Below are 17,358 nucleotides of genomic sequence, written 5' to 3'. Positions count from 1 at the left end.
TGTGTTCAAGCCGTGAAACGACGGGGATCGTTGCGGCGTGCGCGACGGCGCAGCATGGCCAGCATCGACAGCACGACGGCGATCGCGCCCAGCGTTTCCGGCTCCGGCGTGCTCGGCACCTCGGCGCCCAGTGCCAGGTCGCTCACGCCTTGCGGCATCGGCAGCGGCTGGTTCACGTCCACGCTGTGCTGCGGCGCGACGTTGCGCACCACCTTGTCCACCGCGATGAAGCTGGTGTACTGCGTGAGCAGGCTGTACTTCAGGCCCAGCTCGGTGATGCGGTCCTTGAAGGCGGCGCTGCCCTCGAGCGCTTCCTGGTCGCTCAGGCTCTGGATGCGGTGGCGTGCCCACAGCGTGCGCAGCGCGGCGGTGTCCTGGCGCGTCTGCGGCGTGATGCGCACTTCCTCGCGGTACGGGCCGGTGGCGGCCTGGCCTTCGATGATCACGCGGCCCTTGGCCTCGCCACGCCACTTGCCGAACACGATCACCGGGCGCTCGCCCAGCACGTCGGGCAGCGCCTGCGGCTCCACGTCGTACACGTCCAGGCCGCCGAAGGTGGCCTTCACGTTCGTGAGCACGGGCGACTCCACCATGCGGCGAAAGCGCGCGGCCTGCTCGGGTGCCTGCACCGGGTCGGTGATGATGAAGGGCTCGCCCATGCCGGCGCGCGCGATGCCTTCCATGAGGCTGCGGTTCACCGACGAGCCGATGCCGAAGGCGAACACGTTGGCCTTCGACAGGTTGTTGCGCACCAGCTCGAAGGCTTCGCGCTCGACCGTCACGTAGCCGTCGGTCACCACCACCACGGTGCGCGACACGTTCGGTGCCTTGGGTTCGGCGTACACGCGCTTGAGCGCCGGGATCAGTTCGGTGCTGCCGCTGCCGCTGTAGTTCTTGATCGTGGCGAGCGCCTGCTCGATGTTGGCGCGCGTGGCCGGCACCGACTGCGGCGACAGCATCTTGTTGCTGCCCGAGAACAGCAGCACGTTGAAGGTGTCGCTGGGGCGCAGGCCGCCGATCAGGCGTTCGAGCACGGTCTTGGCGGTGTCCAGCGGAAAGCCGTGCATCGAGCCCGAGATGTCGACCACGAAGATGTAGTCGCGCGGCGAGATGGCGCTGGCGGTCACGGCCTTGGGCGGCTCGACCATGGCGAGGAAGAAGTTTTCTGCGTTCTCGCCCTGGCCCTTGTAGAGCATGAGGCCCGACTCGATCTTCTCGCCCGCCAGGCGGTAGTCGAGCACGAAGTCGCGGTTGTCGGCGGGGCGGCCGTCGGCACCGAGCGTGATGTCGGCGTGCTGGTCTTCGTCGCGCTTCTTCACGTCGATGGTGTGCGTGGCGGAGCGGATTTCCTTCAGGCCCATCGGCGTGTCGATGCTTGCCGTGAGCTTGAAGCTGGTGCTCGGTGCCACGCCGGCGCGCAGCGTGGGCTGCGCCGGCCATTGGGCCTGCGCGTTCTGCGACTGCGGCGAGTTGTAGCGCGGGCCGACCACGGTCGGGAACACGAACTGGTAGTTGCCCGACTGCGGCACCAGCAGCTCGGTGTAGCGCAGCTCGACCTTCACGTCGTCGCCGGGCAGGATGTTGGCGACGTTCATCTGGAACACGTTGGGCAGGTGCTGCTCGAGCAGCGCGGCGGTCTTGCCTTCCTTCTTGGCGGTGTCGTATTCGATCCTGGCCTGCTGCTTCTCGCGGATCTGCGCTGTGATGAGCCGGTCGGCCAGGCGCACGTTGAGGCCGCTCACGGCCGCCTTGGTGGAACCGGGGAACACGTACTTCGCCTCGATGGCGCGCTGGCCTTCGTTGCGGTAGGTCTGCGTGACCGTGACATCGGCGATCACGCCCGAAATCTTGACCGAGACCTCGGTGCCCTTCAGCGGCAGGCGGTCGACCGAGGGGTCGTCGCTCTTGACGAAGAAGTACGGGCTCTCGGTCTTCAGGCGCGGACCGGCGGGCGCTTCCTGCGCGTGGACCGGGCGGGCGCCCATGGCGATGAAACCCACGGTGGCCAGGCTCACGGTGGCGAGCCAGAGCCAACGGCCGGGGCGTGGGGTGGTGGGGGTGTCCATGGCGGGTGTCCTTCTGCGTGCGAACTTGCACGGCCCTCACTGTCGTGAGCGTGCGAGAAGGCAGTTGGAAGGCGCGTTGAAGTCGCCACAACCGGAGGCGCCGCTGTGTGAAGTCTGTGTGAAGTGCGCGGCGCGGCGGCTTCATACGGCCTTCGGATCGGCCGGAGAGCATCGGCGCCTCATCACGAAAAAACCCGCAAAGAGGGGAGAAACCCATGCTTCAACTGTTGAAGGCCCTGCAGGCTTCGGTGCTGGTCAAGGTGGCCGGCCTGTTCTTCCTGCTGCTGGTGCTGTGCATCCCGCTGGCGCGCATCGACGACCTGAACCGCGCCCGCGGCGAAAGCCAGCAGGAGGCCGCGCGCGAACTGGCCGAGTCCTATGCCGGGCCGCAGGCCATGGTCGGCCCGCTGCTGCTGGTGCCGTACGTGGAGCGCTGGATGGAGCCGCTGCGCGACGCGCAGGGCAAGGTGATCGGGCAGGCCCCGCAGAGCAAGGAGATGGTGCACGCCGTGTTCCCCGACAAGCTGCACATCGAGGGCGACATGGCGCCGCAGGAGCGCTACCGCGGCATCTTCCGCATTCCGTTCTACACGCTCACGGCCGCGCTCGGCGGCGGCTTCGCGGGCTTCGACCCGCAGGCCGTGCCGCACAGCGAAAGCGGCTCGTCAATCGAGTTCCGCCCGCCGTTCGTCGCCTTCCACGTGAGCGACCTGCGCGGCCTCGACGGCTCGCCCGCGCTCACCGTCAACGGCGAGGCGCTGCGCTTTCGCCAGCGCGTGCCGGGCCTGCCCGACAACGCCACGTACGCCGACGGCATCCACGCGCCGCTCACGGGCGCCGCGCTCGCCGCCTGGCAGACGGGCAAGCCGCTGGCCTTCGACATGAAGCTCTCGCTGGTGGGCCAGGACACGCTCTCGATGGTGCCGATCGCCGAGGAAACCACCGCGCACCTGCGTTCGCCGTGGGCGCACCCCAGCTTCGGCGGGCGCTTTCTTGCCACGCAACGCCAGGTGACGCCGCAGGGCTTCGACGCGCACTGGCGCGTGTCCTCGCTCGTGACCACGGCGCGCGAACAGGTGCGCGCCGGCCTGTGGGCCGGTGAAGGCGATGCCGCGCAGAACGCCGCGGCGGCCGTCGTGCGCACGGCGCCCTCGGCGTCCATGTCGCGCCATGCCTCGGGCCCGCTGCAGACCTTCGACGTGTCGCTCGCACAGCCCGTCAACGTGTATTCGATGAGCACGCGGGCCGGCAAGTACGGCGCGCTCTTCATCGGCCTGGTGCTGATGGCGGCCTTCATGTTCGAGCTGTTCCGCAAGCTGCGCCTGCACCCGGTGCAGTACGGGCTGGTGGGCCTGTCGATCGCGCTGTTCTTCCTGTTGCTGCTCGCGCTGTCGGAGAAGTTCGCCTTCTGGATGGCCTACGCGGGCGCGGCCGGTGCCAGCGTGGCGCTGCTGGCCGTGTACTTCAGCGCGGTGCTCGAAGGCTGGCGCCGCGGCCTGTCGTTCGCCGCCTTCGTGGCGCTGCTGTACGGCGCGCTCTACGGCCTGCTGGCCTCGGAAAGCAATGCGCTGCTGCTGGGAGCGCTGCTGATCTTCGGCATGCTGGCCACGCTGATGCTCGTGACGCGCAAGGTCGACTGGTATGCGCTGTCGCGCCGCAGCGAACCCGCCCCGGCCACGCCGGCGGCCACGGTGGACGCATGAGACTGCTGCGCGCCATCCCCGGCGTGCTCGGCTGGCTGCTGCTGGCCGTGCTGTGCGCCTGGGCCTGGCACCTGAAGGACCCGCATCTGCGCTTCCTGCGCGAGGAGGAGCTGCCGTTGCTGCTCGCCGCGCTGTGCGCCGCCGCCGCGATCGCCTGGCGCAGCGCGCGCGGCGCGCGCCGTGTCGTGGCGCTGGCTCTGACGGTGGGCGCGACGCTGACGGCGCTGGGCCACGAACTGGCCTCGCGCCAGCACCGGCTGGAAGTGAACGCGGCCTCGGGCCCGGTGGCGCAGGCACTCGGCGCGCGCTTCATCGTCGGCTACGACGACGCGCACGACCTGCGCGAACTGGCCCGCCGGGGCCTGATCGGCGGCATCTTCGTCACCGGCCGCAACGTGAAGGGCCGCAGCGCCGACACCCTGCGCGCGGAAATTGCCAGCCTGCAGGCGCTGCGACAGGCGGCCGGCCTGCCGCCGCTGGTGGTGGCGACCGACCAGGAGGGCGGCGGCGTCTCGCGCCTGTCGCCGATGGTGCCCCGCCAGCCGGCACTCGCCAGCCTGCTCGAGGCCGACGTGCCCGCACACGAACTGTTGCAACGTGCCCGCGCCTACGGCGCGCAGCAGGGCGGGGCGCTTGCCGCACTGGGCATCACGCTGAACTTCAGCCCCGTGGTCGACCTGCGCCCCGGCCGCGCCCCGGGCCGCTGGGACCTGCACACCCGCATCGAGGAACGCGCCATTTCGAGCGACCCCGACGTCACCGCGCAGGTGGCGCTCGCTTACGAGCAAGGCCTTGAATCGGCTGGCGTGCGCGGCACGCTCAAGCACTTTCCCGGCCTGGCCGGCGTGACCGAGGACACGCACCACATGGGTGCCGAACTGCGCACGCCCGTGGCCCAGCTGGCCGCGCACGACTGGAAGCCGTTTCAAGACGTGTCGAAACATTCGGATGCCGCGATCATGCTCGGCCATGTCATCCTTCGGGAACTCGACGCGGACGCGCCGGTCTCTTTCTCACGCAAAATCGTGCGGCAGGTGATTCGAGGCGAATGGGGCTTTCAGGGCCTGCTCGTCACCGACGACCTCACGATGGGCGGGGCCTACAACCGAGGTCTTTGCAACGCCACCCTGGGCGCACTCGATGCCGGGGTGGACCTGCTGCTCATCGCCTACGACCACGACAAGTATTTCGATGCCATGCACTGCGCGCTGGAAGGCGTGCGGCGCGGCGCGCTCGATCCCCGGGTGACGGAACGCCCGCGCGCGCCACGGCTCCAACCTCTTCGCTAGCCCCCATCCCATGTCCCAAGAACCTCGCCCTTCCCAACCCGCCGGTGCGCTGCGCCAGCTCCCGTGGAAACGCATCGCCGGCTGGAGCGCCATCGCGGCCGGTGCCGGCGCCGTCGCGCTGCTGGGCGCTGCCATCGTGGGGGTGGTCGCCATCTACCCGAAGCTGCCCGACATTTCCGAGCTGGCCGACTACCGGCCCAAGCTGCCGCTGCGGGTGTACACGGCCGAGGGTTCGCTGATCGGCGAGTTCGGCGAGGAGCGCCGCAACCTCACGCCCTTCGCCAACATTCCGAAGGTCATGAAGGACGCCGTGCTGGCCGTGGAAGACGCGCGCTTCTACGACCACGGCGGCGTGGACTACAAGGGCTTCGCGCGCGCGGCCGTGGCCAGCTTCAAGGGCGGGCGCAAGCAGGGCGCCTCGACCATCACGATGCAGGTGGCGCGCAACGTCTACCTGAGCTCGGAGCGCACGCTCAGCCGCAAGGCCTCGGAGATCGTGCTGGCCTTCCGGCTCGAGCAGCAGCTGAGCAAGGACCAGATCCTGGAGATCTACCTGAACCAGATCTACCTGGGCAACCGCGCCTACGGTTTTGCCGCCGCCTCCGAGGCCTACTTCGGCAAGCCGCTGCAGCAGGTGACCATCGCCGAGGCCGCCATGCTGGCCGGCCTGCCGAAGGCGCCCGGCGCCAACAACCCCGTGGCCAACCCGCGCCGCGCGCGGGCGCGCCAGCTCTACGTGATCGACCGCATGCACGAGACCGGCTTCATCACCGCCGAACAGGCGGCCGAAGCCAAGAAGGAAGAACTGCACCTGCGCGACGCCGCCGACCCGAACCGGCTGCACGCCGAGTACGTGGCCGAGACGGTGCGCCAGATGATGTACGCGCAGTACGGCGACAGCATCTACACCAGCGGCATGAAGGTCTACACCTCGCTGGTGGCGGCCGACCAGGCGGCAGCGTACAAGTCGCTGCGCAAGGGCATCATGGATTACGAGCGCCGTCAGGTGTACCGCGGCCCCGAGAAGTTCGTCGACCTGCCGGCCAGCGGCCAGAAGGAAATCGACGAGGCGGTGGACGAAGCCCTGGCCGAGCACCCCGACAACGGCGACGTGATCTCGGCCGTGGTGCTGGAAGCCAGCGCCAAGGAAGTGACGGCGGTGCGCGCCAACGGCGAAGCCTTCGAGATCTCGGGCGAGGGCCTCAAGCCCGCGCAGTCCGGCCTGGCCGCGAAGGCACCGCCCAACATCAAGATCCGCCGCGGCGCCGTGATCCGCGTCGCGAAGACGCCCAAGAACACCTGGGAAATCACGCAGCTGCCCGAAGTGGAGGGCGCCTTCATCGGCATGGACCCGCGCACGGGCGCCATCACGGCGCTGGTCGGCGGCTTCGACTTCGGCAAGAACAAGTTCAACCACGTGTCGCAGGCCTGGCGCCAGCCGGGCTCGAGCTTCAAGCCCTTCATCTACTCGGCCGCGCTCGAAAAGGGCTTCACGCCGGCCACCGTGGTGAACGACGCGCCGCTGGTGTTCGATGCCGCCGCCAACGGCGGCCAGCCCTGGGACCCGAAGAACTTCGACGGCGGCTTCGAAGGCCCGATGCCGCTGCGCAACGCGCTCATGAAGTCGAAGAACCTGGTCACGCTGCGCGTGCTGCAATCGATCGGCGCGCCCTACGCGCAAGACTGGGTCACCAAGTTCGGCTTCGACAAGGACAAGCACCCGGCCAATCTGCCGATGGGACTGGGCGCCGGCTCGGTCACGCCGATCCAGATGGCGGTGGGTTACTCGGTGTTCGCCAACGGCGGCTACCGCGTGAACCCGTACCTCGTGACGCGCGTCACCGACCTCAAGGACAAGGTGCTGATGGAAACCGAGCCCCCGGTGCTCGACGAAAGCCGCCGCGCCATTCCCGCGCGCAACGCCTTCATCATGGAATCGCTGCTGCAGAGCGTGGTCAAGGGCGGCTCCGGCTTCAAGGCCTACCAGGCGCTCAAGCGCGACGACCTGTACGGCAAGACCGGCACCACCAACGACTCCTTCGACACCTGGTTCGCGGGCTTCCAGCCCACGCGCGTGGGCATCGCCTGGGTCGGCTACGACACGCCGCGCCAACTCGGCGTGCGCGGCGAGACCGGCGGCAGCCTGAGCCTGCCGATCTGGATCGGCTACATGCAGTCGGCGCTGCGCGGCGTGCCCGTGACCCTGCCGGCCGAACCGCCCGGCGTGGTGAGCATCGACGGCGAATGGTACTTCGACGACTTCACGCCGGGCCACAACGTGGCGAGCCTGGGCCTGGAAAGCGCCGAGCAGCCGATCCAGCCGGTGGAAGTGCTGACGGGCGCGCCGGTCGGCGCCCCACCGCCGCCTGAAGAACGCAACCGCATCCTCGATTTCTTCAGGTAACGGCACTCCCCCAGGCTACGCGCACTTCGTGTCGCTACGCCAACCCCCTCGCCGGGGGCAACACCAGCGGCCCGGCAAAGCCGGTTCCGCGGTGTTTCACGAAAAGACGATCCAGCAGAAGGAAAACGCGGGCGGTCTGCGGTGCCTACACTCGGTGCCGCGGCCCCCGCTTCTTTTTTGCCTCTTCTCTTTTCTCCCCTTTTCTCGCATCCATGGAAATCCTCACCCTGGTGGCCCTGATCGCCGCCGGCTTCTACATCCTCAAGTCCAAGGAACAGCGCCAGCGCATCGCGCTGCTCGGTCGCCATCTGGGCCGCTACCAGATCGAGAAGCTGATGGAGAGCCTGACCCAGGGTTACCTGCGCTGCCTCGGCGAAGACGACGCCGAGCGCCGCCAGCAGATCTGGCACCTGCTCGACGCCACCGAGGAAAAGCTCGCCGCCCAGTTCGAAACCTTCGCCGCCGAACTGGCGCGCGAACCCGAAGCCGACACGCGCGTGAGCCGGCTGCCGGTGGCCTTGCCGTTCGCCACCACGCTGTTCCCGTCCGCGAGCTTCGACCTGCGCGAAGCACTGCGCATTCATGCGCGCGGCATCACGGGCGTGGCGAAAAATGCGGCAGGCCGTTCGCCGAAATCGAAGGCCTTCACGATGTCGGCCGAACTGTTCCTGATGCAGCACACCTGCCACTGGTTCTGCAAATCGAAGGCCGTGGCCTCGGCGCGCATGCTGGCGCGGCACCAGACTTCGTACGAGCAGCTGCTCGACGCCGTGAGCCCCGAGACGCGCGAGGCCTACCGCGCGCTCGTGGGTCAGTGATGGGTTGACAGCAGCGGCAGCGTGAGCGTCGCCACGGCGCCGCCGCGCGTCGCATTGCCCAGGTCGATGCGGCCCCGGTGCAGCGTCGCGATTTCCTTCACGAACGCCAGGCCGAGCCCCGTGCTCTTCTTCTGGCTGTGCGGCCGGGCGAGCGAATAGAACTTCTCGAAGACTTTTTCCTGGGCGTAGTCCGGAATGCCCGGGCCATGGTCGCGCACGTTGATGCGCGCCAGCCGCGAGGTGGTTTCCAGCGTCAGCAGCACCTCGCTGTCGGGCGGTGAAAAGTCGAGCGCGTTGTCGAGCAGGTTGCTGATCGCGCGGCGCAGCAGGAACGGATCGCCTTCGACGCGCGCAGGCTCGCGGATGTTCACGATCAACCGGATGTTGCGTCGCGACGCAGCGGGTTGCGCGCTGGCGGCAATGTCCTCGATGAGCGGGCCCAGCGCCACGGGTTCGGTGCGGTCGAGCGTGCGCCGCGTCTCGAGCGCGGTGAGCTCCATCATGCGGTCGACGATTTCCTGGATGCGCTGGGTTTCGCGTTCGATGTTCTTCAGAAAACGTTCGCGCTGGTCGTGCGGCATCTGCGGTTCCTGCAGCAGCTCGGCCGCGCCGCGGATGGCCGAGAGCGGGCTCTTCACTTCGTGCGTGAAGGTCTGCACGTAGTCGGCCACGTAGTTGCGTCCGGTGAGCGCGTCGCGCATTTCGCCGAAGCCGGTGCGCACCGCGTCGACCGCGCGCCGCGCCATGCGCGACAGGCTCAGGCTGCGCTGCGCGCGCACCCAGGTCCAGTAGTCGCGGATCAGGCCGAAGGGCCGCACCAGCCAGACCGAGACGATCACGGTGAGCAGCAGCAGCGCCAGCGCCGAACCCACGCCGACCCAGATGGTGCGCACGCGCGCGTCCTCGACGAACTGGCCGAAGCTCTGCACCGGCTTGCCGACGCTGACGACGCCGACGATCTCGTCGTTCCAGCGGATCGGCGCGCCGACGTACATCACGGAAGTGCGCGGGTCGCCGTCGACATCGCGCGAGGTGCGCGCGCCATACAGGCCGCCCAGCGTGCGCTTCACATCGCTCCACTGCGAGTAGTCGTTGCCCAGGTGGCGGCCGAGCGAATCGAACATCACGCGGCCGGTGCGGTCGGTGACGTACACGCGCAGCTCGACCCGGCTCTTGTGCAGGTTGTAGATCTGGGCCGAGAACTCGCGCGTGTAGACGCTGCGAAAGAGCGGCTCCAGCCGCGCCGTGTTGATGGCGCCGGCGATCACGTCCTGCTCGACCAGGCTGGCCATGAGCTGCGAGGTCTCGACCAGCGATTCCTCGGCCGACTCGCGGTAGCGCGGGTCGATGTCGGAAACGACGCGGTACAGCAGGAAGGCGATGCCCGCCGTGTAGATCAGCAGGATGCCGATGAAGATCCGCGTGCGCCGGGTCATTCCCTGCTGGCGGGCAGATCTTCGTGCAGCGCGTAGCCGGTGCCGCGCAGCGTGCGGATCGGCTCCACCTCCGGCGCGATGGTCTTGAGCTTGGCGCGCAGCGTCTTGATGTGCGCGTCGACCGTGCGGTCGAAGCTGTCGCTGGCGTCGTCCCAGACCAGTTCGAGCAGTTCGTCGCGCGTGAACACGCGCCCCGGGCGCTGGACCATGAGTTTCAGCAGGCCGTATTCGTAGCGCGAGAGTTCGAGCAGCCGTCCGTAGTACCGGATCTGCATGCGCTCGCTGTCGAGCGAAAAGGGCGTTGCAGGGGTCTGTGGCGCCGCTGGAGGCGGCGCCGGCGCGTTTTGATGGGGTACCCCATGAATCGGCGCTGCGGCGGCTGGCGGGCTTCCTGAGCCGTTTCTGGCACTGCGTCGCAGGATGGTTCGCACCCGGGCGACCAGTTCCCGGGGGGAAAACGGCTTGGCAATGTAGTCGTCCGCACCCAGTTCGAGGCCCACCACGCGGTCTATTTCGTCGCTGCGGGCCGTCAAAAAGACCATCGGTACCTCCGGGCCGCCCATCGACTGGTTCAGCGCCTGGAGGCGTTTGAAGAGCTCGAAGCCGTTCAGGTCGGGCAATCCGATGTCCAGGATGGCCAGCGCGGGGCGCTCCTGCGCGAACTGCGCGATGGCTTCTTCGGCCGTGGCGCACCAGATCGGCTGGAAACCATCGCTGCTCAAGACGTACTGGAGCGTGTCGGCGATGCCCGATTCGTCTTCGGCAATCAGGATCCGGGGTTTGAAGCTCATCCGGCGATGTTAGCGAGGGCCACGGACGACCCGTGCCCGGTTTTTCGCCCGAGGCGCCGGCGACCGGCGCGGCCTTTCGCGGCCTTTTTTTTCGGGCGCGGCTTTTCCTCTTCCTGTCTTCTTATTCTTCTTATTCAAATTAGTAGTAGTAGATAAGGGTCGCACCCGTCTGTGGAAAGGTCGCTTTTTCCTTGACGTGACAACGACTTGTCATGCCCGCGTCACTGTGCGCACCCGCGCTTCCGTGGTGTACCCGCAACTTGGACAACATGGGGTAACCCGCCGGCCCTGTGGATAACCGATGGCTTGTGCAAAAACTCTCCCCAGAGTTGTCCTTTGACAGCCTTCCGGAATTCTGCGAAAGGCGGTTTTCGGGTCGAGAAATTCATTGCCTGTTAATTGAGCAGGCTGTAGATTTCCATTGCAAATCAATGACTTGCGACGCCCCTACAGAGCAGTGCCGGGGTTATCCACAGAGTTGCCCCAGTTTTGTGGGGAGAACGCGTGGAGGAACCTTCGGGCGCCGGGCGGACCCAATCCGCTCCTTCACATGACGAAAAAACTCGAACATGACACCTTCTGAAACAAAAGCGATCGTCACCTTGAGCCTGCTGGCGGCCTTCGTCGATGGCGAAAAGCACGAGCGCGAGCGTGCCGAGATCAAGCGCATCGCCGAGGGCCTGTCGCAGGCCGACGGCGTGAACTTGCCGACGATCTACCAGGACGTGCTGATGAAGCGGGTGTCGCTGGCCTCGGTGGCCGGCGAGCTGAAAAGCGCCGAGTCGCGCCAACTGGCGTACGAGATGGCGGTGTGCATGTGCGACGCCGACGGCGTGCAGTCGGAGCCGGAGCGGCTCTTCCTGATGGACGTGCGCAGCTCGCTCGGCCTGGACGCCTCGGCGGCGCAGTTCTCGCAGCGGGCGGAAGACATCGCCGCCGCGGTGCCGGCGGCGGTCGCGGTGACGGCCGGAGCGGCCGCAACGGCCACCGCCCCCGCAGCGCCGCAGGCGCCCGACAGCACCGAGCTCGACCGCGCGATCCTCAACGCTGCCATCCTCAACGGCGCGCTCGAGCTGCTGCCCGAGACGCTGTCGACCATGGCGATCATTCCGCTGCAGATGAAGCTGGTCTACCGCATCGGGCAGGCGCACGGCTACCAGCTGGACACCGGCCACATCAAGGATTTCCTGGCCACCGTGGGCGTGGGCCTGACCTCGCAGTACCTGGAGCAGGCCGGGCGCAAGCTGCTCGGCGGCCTGCTGGGCAAGGTCGGCGGCGGTTTGCTGGGCGGTCTGGGCAAGCAGGCCGTGAGCTCGGGCATGAGCTTCGCGTCGACCTATGCGCTGGGCCACGTGGCCAAGCGCTACTACGCGGGCGGGCGCACGCTCTCCACGCAGATGCTGAAGGACGCGTTCTCCAGCGTGGTGAAGGAAGGGCAGGGCTTGCAGACGCAGTACCTGCCGGCGATCCAGGAACGGGCGCGCACGCTGGACACGAGCCAGGTCCTGTCGCTCGTGAAGAACGCCTGACTTTTCCCAGGGATACCGTGGAACCGGCTTTGCCGGGCCACCGGTATCGCCCCCGGCGAGGGGGTTGGCGCAGCGACACGAAGTGCGCGAAGCCTGGGGGAGTCCCTAGACTTGACTCAGATCGTCGAGGATCGGGCAGTCGGGCCGCGCATCGCCGTGGCAGCAATGCACGAGGTGCGCGAGCGTGCTGCGCATCGACTGCATGTCGGCGATGCGCTGTTCCAGTTCGCCCAGGTGCTTTTGCGCGATGCGCTTGACGCTCGAGCTGGCGCGGCGGCGGTTGTGCCACAGGCCGACCAGCTCGGCGATTTCTTCCATCGAGAACCCCAGGTCGCGCGAGCGCTTGATGAAGCGCAGCGTGTGGATGTCGGCGTCGTTGTACTGGCGGTAGCCGCTCTCGGTGCGCGCCACCGCGGGCAGCAGGCCCAGGCCTTCGTAGTGGCGCACCATGCGCGCCGACACGCCCGACAGCCGCGCGGCCTCGCCGATGGCGACCTGGCGGCCGTGGGCGGAGCTCGCCGTCATCATTGAACGGTGTAGCCGGCGTTCTCGATCGCGACCACGATGTCCTGGCGCGGCTGCTGGCTCAACACGTCCACATGACCGGTTTCGAGATCGACCGTGACCTGCGCGTGCGGGTCGACCGTCTGCACCGCGTCCTGCACCGCCTCCACGCAGTGGTTGCAGCTCATGCCGGAGACCTGGAATTTCTGGCTCATCGTCGTTGCTCCTTGTCGGAATGAATGAAGGGTGGAAGGATTGAACACCCGAATCGGGGACAACGCCAGTTTCAACCCTCTCACGATGTCAACGTCCAGCCAAGGGCTTTGAAGCCACCGCGCTTGACCTTGCCATGGTGTCAGGCTTTAGCCTCGGGATCATGGAACACATTCAGCCTCAACCTTCCGCGGCCGCCGCCACGCTGGACCTCTCGGTCGGCGGCATGACCTGCGCCTCGTGCGTGATGCGCGTGGAGCGCGCGCTCAAGAACGTGCCCGGCGTGCAGAACGTGAGCGTCAACCTCGCCACCGAGTCGGCCCGCATCGTGGCCACCGGCGGCGAGGACATGGCCCTGCTGCTGCGCCGCGCCGTGCGCGCCGCCGGCTACGAACCGCGCGCCGAAAGCACCGCGCAGGACGAGGCCGCCGCGCTGTCGCCCTGGCACGGCTTCATGCCCGTGGCCATCGGCCTGGCGCTGTCGATCCCGCTGATGGCGCCGATGCTCGGCGACCTGGTCGGCCAGAGCTGGATGCTGCCGCCCTGGGTGCAGCTGCTGCTCGCCACGCCGGTGCAGTTCTGGCTCGGCGCGCGCTTCTACCGCGCGGGCTGGCATGCGGCCAAGGCCCGCACCGGCAACATGGACCTGCTGGTGGCGCTGGGCACCAGCGCGGCCTTCGGCCTGTCGCTGTGGCTGTGGTGGCGCGCCGCCACCGGCGAGCATGCCGGGCATGGCATGGTGCCGCACCTGTACTTCGAAGCCTCGGCGGTGGTGATCACGCTGGTGCTGCTGGGCAAGTGGCTCGAGGCGCGTGCCAAGCGCCAGGCCACCTCGGCGATCCGCGCGCTGCAGCAGCTGCGGCCCGAAGTGGCGCACCTGATCAACGCACGCGGCAAGGAAAGCGACGTGCCGCTGGCCGAGGTGATGGTCGGCGACCGCCTCGCCGTGCGCCCCGGCGAACGCGTGCCGGCCGATGCGCGCGTGCTCGAAGGGCAGTCCGAGGTCGACGAATCGATGCTCACGGGCGAACCGCTGCCCGTGGCCAAGAACCCCGGCGACAACTTGACCGGCGGCGCGGTGAACGGCGACGGCCGCATGGTGATCGAGGTGCGCGCGGTCGGTGCCGAGAGCGTGCTGGCCCGCATCATCCGGCTGGTCGAGGACGCACAGGCCGCCAAGGCGCCGATCCAGCGCATGGTCGACCAGGTGGCGGCCGTGTTCGTGCCGGTGGTGCTGGTGATTGCGCTCGTCACCTTCGCGGGCTGGATGGTCGCGGGTGCCGGCGTCGAGACCGCGTTGATTCATGCGGTGGCGGTGCTGGTGATCGCCTGTCCCTGTGCCTTGGGCCTGGCGACGCCGGTGGCGGTGATGGCGGGCACGGGCGTGGCCGCGAAGCACGGCATCCTCATCAAGGACGCGCGAGCACTGGAAATTGCACACCGCGTCGACACCGTGGCTTTCGACAAGACTGGCACGTTGACCGTGGGCCGCCCCGTGCTCACGGCGCTGCTGCCCGCGGCCGGTGCATTGGCGAACGAGAACGACTTGCTCGCCACGGCCGCCAGCCTGCAAGGCGGCAGCGAGCATCCGCTCGCACGCGCCGTGTTGTCTGCCGCCGCCGAACGCGGTGTGCAGGCGCCGCCGCTCGGTGCGATGCAGGCCATGCCGGGGCGCGGCGTGCGCGGCGAAGTGAACGGCGCGACCTGGGCCATCGCGAGCCTGCGCTGGTGCCGCGAGCTCGACGCGATGCCGGCCGAGGCCGACATCGAGCGCCTGCAGTCGCAAGGCGCCACGGTCTCCGCGCTACTGCGCTTCGACGACGCCGGCTCCGCACATGTACAGGCGCTGCTGGCCTTCGCCGACGAACCGAAGCCGCAGGCCGCCGAAGCGATCCGCACGCTGCGTGCGCGCGGCCTTCGCGTGGTGATGATCTCGGGCGACAACCTGCGCGCGGCGCAGGCGATGGCGGCGCGGCTCGGCATTCCGGCCGAAGACGTGCGCGCCGACGTGCTGCCGGCCGACAAGGCCGAGCAGGTGAGCGCGCTGCGCAAGAACGGCCATGTGGTCGCGATGGTCGGCGACGGCGCGAACGACGCGCCCGCATTGGCCGCAGCCGATGTGGGCATCGCGATGGCGCCTTCGGGCGGTGGCACCGACGTGGCGATGGAAGCGGCCGGCATCACGCTGATGCGCGGCGACCTCGCGCTCGTGGCCGAAGCGCTCGAGCTCTCGGGCCGCACGGTGGCGAAGATCCGGCAGAACCTGTTCTGGGCCTTTGCCTACAACGTGGCCGGCATCCCGCTCGCGGCCTTCGGTTTGCTGAGCCCGGTGGTGGCCGGCGCGGCGATGGCGTTGTCGAGCGTGAGCGTGATGGCCAATGCGCTGTTGCTGCGGCGCTGGAAGCCGAAGCACCAACAACAACACTGACCGAACCGTGGATCAGTGGAACAGCAGCGCCATCAGGTGCTCGTCGACGAAGTCCGCTTCACCGGCCCGGCGGTAGAACTGGCGCAGCGTGCCTTCCTGCACGAAGCCCAGCCGGGCATAGAAGCGCAGGGCTGTGGCGTTGTCGCTCTCGGCCATCAGCTCGACGCGGCGAACGCCTTCGGCCTTCAGCCGCGCGAGCACGTCGGTCACCATGGTCTGCGCGACGCCGCGGCCGTGGAATGTGGGATCGACCGCGAGCGTGCCCAGGCTCGCCACATGCTGCGCGCGGCCCGGGTAGCGGGTGACGCGGTAGAAGCCGGCGAGCTGGCCATCCACTTCGAAGATGAAGAACGCACCGCTGTCGAGCAAGCCCTGGAAGATCGGGCGAAAGTCGTCGCGCGGCATCGGGTCGTAGCCCAGGTAGGGCACGACCCGCTCGTGCATGTAGAGATCGAAGACGGCGTCGAAGTCCGAGGATGTGGCGAGGCGGTGCAGGGGCATGTCGCGCTTCTTCTGGGAGGTCTGCAGGGCAGGATGCGGCCGAGCATAGCAAGGCGGTGCCGACGACCGCACCGCTTTTGTCCTCCCCGAAGCTCAGCCCTCCGAGACGCGCCGGCTCGCCACGATCACCGCGTTGGTGCCGCCGAAGGCGAAGGAATTCGACAGCACATGGCGCAGCCCCCGCGCCTCGCGTGCCGCGCCGCGCACGAAGTCGACGTTGCCGAACGCAGCATCCGGCGTGTGCAGGTGGGCGATGGGCGGCAAGGTCTCGCGGGCCAGTGCGCGCAGTGCGGCCACGAGTTCGATGGCGCCGCCGCCGCCGAGCACGTGGCCGTGGATCGCCTTGGTCGCGCTGACGGGCGCGGCGTTGCCGAACAGTTCGCCGATCGACGCGGCCTCGGCGGCATCGCCCGCGCTCGTGGCCGTACCGTGGGAGTTGATGTGGCCGATGTCCGAGGGCACGAGCCCGGCGTCGCGCAGCGCGGCACGCATCGCGCGCACCTGGCCGGCCGGGTCGGGGTTGGTGATGTGCGTGCCGTCGCAGTTGCTGGCGTAGCCGCTGAGCACGAAGGGCTGCGCGCCGGCGCTGCGGGCGCGCGCATGGGCTTCCGATTCGAGCACCAGCGCGGCCGCGCCCTCGCCGATGGCGAAGCCCGCGCGGTCGCCCGAGAACGGACGGCAGGCGGTGGCGGGCGCATCGGCCGGCGGTGGCGCCATGACGCGCATCGCGTGCCAGCTGGCCATCACGCCGGGCGTGAGCATGGCGTCGTGGCCGCCGACGATGGCGATGTCGATCCAGCCGCCGCGGATGGCGCGCATGGCTTCGCCGATGGCCACTGCGGACGAAGCACAGGCGCAGGCATAGGCCAGCGCCGCGCCGCGCGCGCCGAAGTGCAGCGCCAGTTCGGCGACCGCGGCGTTGGGCATCACGGTGAGCACGGTGGTGGGGCGCATGCGGCGCTGTTCGCCGTAGAGCGCGCGCGTGGTGGCGTCGAAAGTGCCGGCGCCGGCCAGGCCGCTGCCCCAGAAGACGCCGAGGCGGTCGCGGTCGAGGGTGTCGAGGTCGAGCCCGGCATCGACCGCGGCGTCTTGTGCGGCGGCCAGGGCCATCGCGGTGCCACGGTCGAGCGGCAGGCGCGAGGCGCTGCGCACGCTGCTGGCGTCGAAGTCGCAGGTGGCGGCGGCGATGGCCATCGGGTCCATGCCGGGAATCTCGAGGGTCTGCGCGCGCACCGCGGAGCGGCCGGCGAACAGTGCGTCGTCGAAGGCCTCGATGCTGCGTCCGAGCGGCGTGATGAAACCGAGCCCGCTCACGTGCACGGGCGCGGCGGCGGTGTGGGCCGTGGCGGTGGCCGCCAGCACGGCATGGGCGGCGCCGCTGCTCATGCGGCCGCTGCCATGGGTTCGGCGCGTGCGGCGGCGGCCTCGCCCTCGGCGTCGATCACCTCGCACAGCCGCTGCAGCGTGATGCCGGCTTCGCGCGGGTCGAGCCGGTCTTCGGGAATGCGCAGGTGGAAGGCGTCTTCCACCGCGAACACGAACTCCATGAGCGCGAGCGAATCGAGACCGAGGTCCGACAGCGCGGTGGCCGGCGAGATGGCCGTGCGCGCGACGCGGAAGTCGGTCTCGAGGATGGTGGCGATGCTGTTGAAGGTGGGAGAGGACGACATGGGCGG

Annotated in this window: 14 protein-coding genes; 6 read left to right on the top strand and 8 right to left on the bottom strand. The window is 68.8% G+C overall.

The genetic code is table 11. The features are described 5' to 3' along the window. Nucleotides 1-5: 5 nt before the first annotated feature. Complete coding sequence (locus AC1RAA_RS19255; protein WP_492730059.1) at nucleotides 6-2,066, bottom strand: VIT and vWA domain-containing protein; 2,061 nt, start codon at nucleotides 2,064-2,066, stop codon at nucleotides 6-8. Nucleotides 2,067-2,281: 215 nt separating this feature from the next. Between AC1RAA_RS19255 and creD the strand changes: the two genes are divergently transcribed. The 4 genes from creD (at nucleotide 2,282) to AC1RAA_RS19235 (ending at nucleotide 8,280) form a co-directional block, all read left to right on the top strand. Further along, the gene (gene creD, locus AC1RAA_RS19250) at nucleotides 2,282-3,769 is read left to right on the top strand and encodes a cell envelope integrity protein CreD (protein ID WP_492730057.1); all 1,488 of its coding nucleotides are present in this window, start codon (nucleotides 2,282-2,284) and stop codon (nucleotides 3,767-3,769) included. Beyond that, entirely contained in the window at nucleotides 3,766-5,058 is a 1,293-nt protein-coding gene (locus tag AC1RAA_RS19245) for a glycoside hydrolase family 3 N-terminal domain-containing protein (protein WP_492730055.1), read from the top strand. Before creD ends, AC1RAA_RS19245 begins: the two co-directional genes overlap by 4 nt. Before the next feature lie 10 nt (nucleotides 5,059-5,068). Further along, on the top strand, nucleotides 5,069-7,462 hold the full coding sequence (locus AC1RAA_RS19240) for a penicillin-binding protein 1A (RefSeq protein ID WP_492730053.1): 2,394 nt from the start codon (nucleotides 5,069-5,071) through the stop codon (nucleotides 7,460-7,462). Between the two features lie 212 nt (nucleotides 7,463-7,674). Beyond that, nucleotides 7,675-8,280 (top strand): hypothetical protein, encoded by a 606-nt coding sequence (locus tag AC1RAA_RS19235; protein WP_492730051.1) that lies wholly within the window; start codon nucleotides 7,675-7,677, stop codon nucleotides 8,278-8,280. Here AC1RAA_RS19235 and creC read toward each other — a convergent pair. After that, the gene (gene creC / locus AC1RAA_RS19230; protein ID WP_062473809.1) at nucleotides 8,274-9,716 is read right to left on the bottom strand and encodes a two-component system sensor histidine kinase CreC; all 1,443 of its coding nucleotides are present in this window, start codon (nucleotides 9,714-9,716) and stop codon (nucleotides 8,274-8,276) included. The genes AC1RAA_RS19235 and creC overlap by 7 nt on opposite strands. Continuing rightward, the gene (gene creB / locus AC1RAA_RS19225) at nucleotides 9,713-10,507 is read right to left on the bottom strand and encodes a two-component system response regulator CreB (RefSeq protein WP_492730049.1); all 795 of its coding nucleotides are present in this window, start codon (nucleotides 10,505-10,507) and stop codon (nucleotides 9,713-9,715) included. The genes creC and creB overlap by 4 nt, the downstream gene beginning before the upstream one ends. Before the next feature lie 569 nt (nucleotides 10,508-11,076). Here creB and AC1RAA_RS19220 point away from each other — a divergent pair. Further along, the gene (locus tag AC1RAA_RS19220) at nucleotides 11,077-12,036 is read left to right on the top strand and encodes a YcjF family protein (protein WP_492698594.1); all 960 of its coding nucleotides are present in this window, start codon (nucleotides 11,077-11,079) and stop codon (nucleotides 12,034-12,036) included. A 105-nt stretch (nucleotides 12,037-12,141) separates the two neighbouring features. Here the strand turns inward: AC1RAA_RS19220 and cueR are convergent, their stop codons facing one another. Further along, complete coding sequence (cueR, locus tag AC1RAA_RS19215) at nucleotides 12,142-12,561, bottom strand: Cu(I)-responsive transcriptional regulator (RefSeq protein ID WP_492730047.1); 420 nt, start codon at nucleotides 12,559-12,561, stop codon at nucleotides 12,142-12,144. Next, on the bottom strand, nucleotides 12,561-12,755 hold the full coding sequence (locus AC1RAA_RS19210) for a heavy-metal-associated domain-containing protein (RefSeq protein WP_062473802.1): 195 nt from the start codon (nucleotides 12,753-12,755) through the stop codon (nucleotides 12,561-12,563). Before AC1RAA_RS19210 ends, cueR begins: the two co-directional genes overlap by 1 nt. Before the next feature lie 161 nt (nucleotides 12,756-12,916). Between AC1RAA_RS19210 and AC1RAA_RS19205 the strand changes: the two genes are divergently transcribed. Beyond that, the gene (locus AC1RAA_RS19205) at nucleotides 12,917-15,181 is read left to right on the top strand and encodes a heavy metal translocating P-type ATPase (protein WP_492730045.1); all 2,265 of its coding nucleotides are present in this window, start codon (nucleotides 12,917-12,919) and stop codon (nucleotides 15,179-15,181) included. Between the two features lie 12 nt (nucleotides 15,182-15,193). Here the strand turns inward: AC1RAA_RS19205 and AC1RAA_RS19200 are convergent, their stop codons facing one another. The 3 genes from AC1RAA_RS19200 to AC1RAA_RS19190 all read right to left on the bottom strand — a co-directional run bounded on the left by AC1RAA_RS19200 (nucleotide 15,194) and on the right by AC1RAA_RS19190 (nucleotide 17,352). Next, nucleotides 15,194-15,682: a GNAT family N-acetyltransferase gene (locus AC1RAA_RS19200; protein ID WP_492730043.1), complete on the bottom strand. Its 489-nt coding sequence runs from the start codon at nucleotides 15,680-15,682 to the stop codon at nucleotides 15,194-15,196. Nucleotides 15,683-15,775: 93 nt separating this feature from the next. Beyond that, nucleotides 15,776-17,068 carry a beta-ketoacyl-[acyl-carrier-protein] synthase family protein gene (locus AC1RAA_RS19195; protein WP_492730041.1) on the bottom strand — a complete coding sequence of 431 codons (1,293 nt, stop codon included), beginning with the start codon at nucleotides 17,066-17,068 and terminating at the stop codon, nucleotides 15,776-15,778. After that, nucleotides 17,065-17,352: a phosphopantetheine-binding protein gene (locus AC1RAA_RS19190; protein WP_095948423.1), complete on the bottom strand. Its 288-nt coding sequence runs from the start codon at nucleotides 17,350-17,352 to the stop codon at nucleotides 17,065-17,067. Before AC1RAA_RS19190 ends, AC1RAA_RS19195 begins: the two co-directional genes overlap by 4 nt. Nucleotides 17,353-17,358 lie beyond the last annotated feature (6 nt).

It is taken from the genome of Variovorax sp. GW823-FHT04F07, assembly GCF_058795995.1.
The sequence above is the reverse complement of the archived record's forward strand: the minus strand, read 5'-3'. Positions and strand labels throughout refer to the sequence as shown.

Excerpts from the sequence above, each read along its gene's own strand:
- AC1RAA_RS19255 (WP_492730059.1), bottom strand. The coding sequence starts at position 2,066 with ATGGACACCCCCACCACCCCACGCCCCGGCCGTTGGCTCTGGCTCGCC.
- creD (WP_492730057.1), top strand. The coding sequence starts at position 2,282 with ATGCTTCAACTGTTGAAGGCCCTGCAGGCTTCGGTGCTGGTCAAGGTG.
- AC1RAA_RS19245 (WP_492730055.1), top strand. The coding sequence starts at position 3,766 with ATGAGACTGCTGCGCGCCATCCCCGGCGTGCTCGGCTGGCTGCTGCTG.
- AC1RAA_RS19240 (WP_492730053.1), top strand. The coding sequence starts at position 5,069 with ATGTCCCAAGAACCTCGCCCTTCCCAACCCGCCGGTGCGCTGCGCCAG.
- AC1RAA_RS19235 (WP_492730051.1), top strand. The coding sequence starts at position 7,675 with ATGGAAATCCTCACCCTGGTGGCCCTGATCGCCGCCGGCTTCTACATC.
- creC (WP_062473809.1), bottom strand. The coding sequence starts at position 9,716 with ATGACCCGGCGCACGCGGATCTTCATCGGCATCCTGCTGATCTACACG.
- creB (WP_492730049.1), bottom strand. The coding sequence starts at position 10,507 with ATGAGCTTCAAACCCCGGATCCTGATTGCCGAAGACGAATCGGGCATC.
- AC1RAA_RS19220 (WP_492698594.1), top strand. The coding sequence starts at position 11,077 with ATGACACCTTCTGAAACAAAAGCGATCGTCACCTTGAGCCTGCTGGCG.
- cueR (WP_492730047.1), bottom strand. The coding sequence starts at position 12,561 with ATGACGGCGAGCTCCGCCCACGGCCGCCAGGTCGCCATCGGCGAGGCC.
- AC1RAA_RS19210 (WP_062473802.1), bottom strand. The coding sequence starts at position 12,755 with ATGAGCCAGAAATTCCAGGTCTCCGGCATGAGCTGCAACCACTGCGTG.
- AC1RAA_RS19205 (WP_492730045.1), top strand. The coding sequence starts at position 12,917 with ATGGAACACATTCAGCCTCAACCTTCCGCGGCCGCCGCCACGCTGGAC.
- AC1RAA_RS19200 (WP_492730043.1), bottom strand. The coding sequence starts at position 15,682 with ATGCCCCTGCACCGCCTCGCCACATCCTCGGACTTCGACGCCGTCTTC.
- AC1RAA_RS19195 (WP_492730041.1), bottom strand. The coding sequence starts at position 17,068 with ATGAGCAGCGGCGCCGCCCATGCCGTGCTGGCGGCCACCGCCACGGCC.
- AC1RAA_RS19190 (WP_095948423.1), bottom strand. The coding sequence starts at position 17,352 with ATGTCGTCCTCTCCCACCTTCAACAGCATCGCCACCATCCTCGAGACC.